The sequence below is a fragment of the Nonomuraea mesophila genome (assembly GCF_004352805.1).
Classification (GTDB): domain Bacteria; phylum Actinomycetota; class Actinomycetes; order Streptosporangiales; family Streptosporangiaceae; genus Nonomuraea; species Nonomuraea longispora.
Map to the genome: position 1 here is coordinate 1 of NZ_SMLD01000308.1, position 4,996 is coordinate 4,996.

The following is a 4,996-nucleotide window of genomic DNA, read 5'->3' on the forward strand; positions in this document are numbered from 1 at the left end:
TTTTGTGGTCGGTGTTGACGGATTCCTTTTTGATAGTTGGGTTCAGACCTTTTTTGGAGAGTTTGATCCTGGCTCAGGACGAACGCTGGCGGCGTGCTTAACACATGCAAGTCGAGCGGAAAGGCCCTTCGGGGTACTCGAGCGGCGAACGGGTGAGTAACACGTGAGCAACCTGCCCCTGACTCTGGGATAAGCCTGGGAAACCGGGTCTAATACCGGATGTGACCGCCTCCGGCATCGGGTGGTGGTGGAAAGTTTTTCGGTTGGGGATGGGCTCGCGGCCTATCAGCTTGTTGGTGGGGTAGTGGCCTACCAAGGCGACGACGGGTAGCCGGCCTGAGAGGGCGACCGGCCACACTGGGACTGAGACACGGCCCAGACTCCTACGGGAGGCAGCAGTGGGGAATCTTGCGCAATGGGCGGAAGCCTGACGCAGCGACGCCGCGTGGGGGATGACGGCCTTCGGGTTGTAAACCTCTTTCAGCAGGGACGAAGTTGACGTGTACCTGCAGAAGAAGCGCCGGCTAACTACGTGCCAGCAGCCGCGGTAATACGTAGGGCGCAAGCGTTGTCCGGAATTATTGGGCGTAAAGAGCTCGTAGGTGGCTGGTCGCGTCTGCCGTGAAAGCTTAGGGCTTAACCCTAGGTCTGCGGTGGATACGGGCCGGCTAGAGGTAGGTAGGGGCAAGTGGAATTCCTGGTGTAGCGGTGAAATGCGCAGATATCAGGAGGAACACCGGTGGCGAAGGCGGCTTGCTGGGCCTTACCTGACGCTGAGGAGCGAAAGCGTGGGGAGCGAACAGGATTAGATACCCTGGTAGTCCACGCTGTAAACGTTGGGCGCTAGGTGTGGGGGTCTTCCACGATCTCCGTGCCGGAGCTAACGCATTAAGCGCCCCGCCTGGGGAGTACGGCCGCAAGGCTAAAACTCAAAGGAATTGACGGGGGCCCGCACAAGCGGCGGAGCATGTTGCTTAATTCGACGCAACGCGAAGAACCTTACCAAGGTTTGACATCACCCGGACAGCTGCAGAGATGTGGTGTTCTTCGGACTGGGTGACAGGTGGTGCATGGCTGTCGTCAGCTCGTGTCGTGAGATGTTGGGTTAAGTCCCGCAACGAGCGCAACCCTTGCTCCATGTTGCCAGCAACGCCTTCGGGTGGTTGGGGACTCATGGGGGACTGCCGGGGTCAACTCGGAGGAAGGTGGGGATGACGTCAAGTCATCATGCCCCTTATGTCTTGGGCTGCAAACATGCTACAATGGCCGGTACAGAGGGTTGCGATGCCGTGAGGTGGAGCGAATCCCTAAAAGCCGGTCTCAGTTCGGATTGGGGTCTGCAACTCGACCCCATGAAGTCGGAGTCGCTAGTAATCGCAGATCAGCAATGCTGCGGTGAATACGTTCCCGGGCCTTGTACACACCGCCCGTCACGTCACGAAAGTCGGCAACACCCGAAGCCCGTGGCCCAACCAGCTTGCTGGGGGGAGCGGTCGAAGGTGGGGCTGGCGATTGGGACGAAGTCGTAACAAGGTAGCCGTACCGGAAGGTGCGGCTGGATCACCTCCTTTCTAAGGAGCGTTCTCACCCGTCACTACCGGATGTGTGGTGGGGTGACAGCTCACTAGTGGAGCATTGGCTATTCGGCGCAGCGTGATCGCTGACCGGCTAGTACCGTCCGGCCCTCTGGTAAGGGGGTTGGGAGTGGGAACGGCGGTTGAGGGGTTGTGGGGTGCCGGGCACACTGTTGGGTCCTGAGGGAACGGGCGTTGGTCTGTTTGTCTCGGTTGCAGGGCCGCTGAAGCAGCGCATGGGTTGTGTGTTGTGGGGGTGGTTGGCTGTTTGTTGTTTGAGATTTGCATAGTGGACGCGAGCATCTTTGTGGCCAAGTTTTTTAGGGCACACGGTGGATGCCTTGGCATCAGGAGCCGATGAAGGACGTGGGAGGCTGCGTTAAGCCTCGGGGAGTCGCCAACCAGACGTTGATCCGGGGATGTCCGAATGGGGAAACCTAGCACCAGTCATGTGGTGTTGCCTCCGCTTGAATGTATAGGGCGGTTGGTGGTAACGCGGGGAAGTGAAACATCTCAGTACCCGTAGGAAGAGAAAACAAGAGTGATTCCGTGAGTAGTGGTGAGCGAAAGCGGATGAGGCTAAACCGGGCGTGTGTGATAGCCGGCAGGCGTTGCATGTTCGGGGTTGTGGGACCCTCTTGGAGAAGCTGCCGTTTCTCCGGACAGTGATAAACCTGTCTGATAGTTGAAAGCTCTGGGAAGGGCTGCCGTAGACCGTGAGAGCCGGGTAGACGAAATTGGATGGGCTGTTGGAGGGGATCCCAAGTAGCACGGGGCTCGAGGAATCTTGTGTGAATCTGCCAGGACCACCTGGTAAGCCTAAATACTCCCTGGTGACCGATAGTGCACGAGTACCGTGAGGGAAAGGTGAAAAGTGCCCCGGTGAGGGGTTGTGAAAGAGTACCTGAAACCGTGTGCCTACAAGCCGTAGGAGCTTGCACGAGGTTTGCCTTGTGTGTGATGTGACTGCGTGCCTTTTGAAGAATGAGCCTGCGAGTTATGGTGTGTGGCGAGGTTAACCCGTGTGGGGGAGCCGTAGCGAAAGCGAGTCTGAAGAGGGCGTTTGAGTCGCATGCTGTAGACCCGAAGCGGAGTGATCTACGCATGGGCAGGTTGAAGCTCAGGTAAGACTGGGTGGAGGACCGAACCCACCAGGGTTGAAAACCTGGGGGATGATCTGTGTGTAGGGGTGAAAGGCCAATCAAACTCCGTGATAGCTGGTTCTCCCCGAAATGCATTTAGGTGCAGCGTTGCGTGTTTCTTGCCGGAGGTAGAGCACTGGATGGCTGATGGGCCCGACAAGGTTACTGACGTCAGCCAAACTCCGAATGCCGGTAAGTGAGAGCGTGGCAGTGAGACTGCGGGCGATAAGGTTCGTAGTCGAGAGGGAAACAGCCCAGATCACCGACTAAGGCCCCTAAGCGTGTGCTAAGTGGGAAAGGATGTGGAGTCGCAGAGACAACCAGGAGGTTGGCTTAGAAGCAGCCATCCTTGAAAGAGTGCGTAATAGCTCACTGGTCAAGTGATTCCGCGCCGACAATGTAGCGGGGCTCAAGCACATCGCCGAAGTCGTGGCACTGACTCCTATGTGGGGTTGGTGGGTAGGGGAGCGTCGTGCAGCCGGCGAAGCAGCAGAGTGATCTAGTTGTGGAGGCTGTGCGAGTGAGAATGCAGGCATGAGTAGCGAATCGAGGGTGAGAAACCCTCGCGCCGGATGACCAAGGGTTCCTGGGCCAGGTTAATCCGCCCAGGGTAAGTCGGGGCCTAAGGCGAGGCCGACAGGCGTAGTCGATGGATAACGGGTTGATATTCCCGTACCCGCTTCAATGCGCCCATACTGAACCCCTTGATACTAAGAGTCCTTAAGTCCTTCGGTCCTTCGGGATTGGGGTGAGACTGAACGCTCGGCCTGATTGGGTAGTAGGTAAGCGATGGGGTGACGCAGGAAGGTAGTCCAGCCCAGGCGGTGGTTGTCCTGGGGTAAGCATGTAGGGAGTGTGGTAGGTAAATCCGCCACGCAATATCCTGAGATGTGATGCCGAGCCGATTGTGGTGAAGTGGATGATCCTATGCTGCCGAGAAAAGCCTCTAGTGAGTGTTGTGGCGGCCCGTACCCTAAACCGACTCAGGTGGTCAGGTAGAGAATACTAAGGCGATCGGGTGAACTGTGGTTAAGGAACTCGGCAAATTGCCCCCGTAACTTCGGGAGAAGGGGGACCTCTGCTGGTGATAGGTTTTGCATCTGGAGCTGGTGGGGGTCGCAGTGGCCAGGGGGAAGCGACTGTTTACTAAAAACACAGGTCCGTGCGAAGTCGTAAGACGATGTATACGGACTGACGCCTGCCCGGTGCCGGAACGTTAAGGGGACCGCTTAGTCCAGCTTGCTGGGCGAAGGTGAGAACTTAAGCGCCGGTAAACGGCGGTGGTAACTATAACCATCCTAAGGTAGCGAAATTCCTTGTCGGGTAAGTTCCGACCTGCACGAATGGCGTAACGACTTCCCCGCTGTCTCAACCGCAGACCCGGCGAAATTGCACTACGAGTAAAGATGCTCGTTACGCGCAGCAGGACGGAAAGACCCCGGGACCTTCACTACAGCTTGACATTGGTGTTTGGAGCGTCTTGTGTAGGATAGGTGGGAGACTGGGAAGCTCGGACGCTAGTTCGGGTGGAGTCATTGGTGAAATACCACTCTGGTCGTTTTGAATGTCTAACTCTGGTCCGTGATCCGGATCGGGGACAGTGTCTGGTGGGTAGTTTAACTGGGGCGGTTGCCTCCTAAAGGGTAACGGAGGCGCCCAAAGGTTCCCTCAGCCTGGTTGGCAATCAGGTGTTGAGTGTAAGTGCACAAGGGAGCTTGACTGTGAGACTGACGGGTCGAGCAGGAGCGAAAGCTGGGACTAGTGATCCGGCATCGGCGTGTGGAAGCGGTGTCGCTCAACGGCTAAAAGGTACCCCGGGGATAACAGGCTGATCTTCCCCAAGAGTCCATATCGACGGGATGGTTTGGCACCTCGATGTCGGCTCGTCGCATCCTGGGGCTGGAGTAGGTCCCAAGGGTTGGGCTGTTCGCCCATTAAAGCGGTACGCGAGCTGGGTTTAGAACGTCGCGAGACAGTTCGGTCCCTATCCGCTGCGCGCGTAGGAGACTTGAAAGGAGCTGTCCCTAGTACGAGAGGACCGGGACGGACGAACCTCTGGTGTGCCAGTTGTACCGCCAGGTGCACGGCTGGTTGGCTACGTTCGGAAGGGATAACCGCTGAAAGCATCTAAGCGGGAAGCTCGCCTTGAGATGAGGTCTCCCACCCTGTGAGGGGTTAAGGCTCCCGGTAGACGACCGGGTTGATAGGCCGGGTGTGGAAGCACGGTAACGTGTGGAGCTGACCGGTACTAATAGGCCGAGGACTTGACCACAAAGCATA

Annotated in this window: 2 rRNA genes; both read left to right on the forward strand. The window is 57.5% G+C overall.

Annotation, left to right across the window (positions count from 1 at the left end):
* Window positions 1-50 precede the first annotated feature (50 nt).
* Window positions 51-1,571, forward strand: a 16S ribosomal RNA gene (locus E1295_RS47035).
* A 312-nt stretch (window positions 1,572-1,883) separates the two neighbouring features.
* Window positions 1,884-4,988, forward strand: a 23S ribosomal RNA gene (locus tag E1295_RS47040).
* Together the 16S and 23S rRNA genes form the textbook arrangement of a ribosomal RNA operon.
* Window positions 4,989-4,996 lie beyond the last annotated feature (8 nt).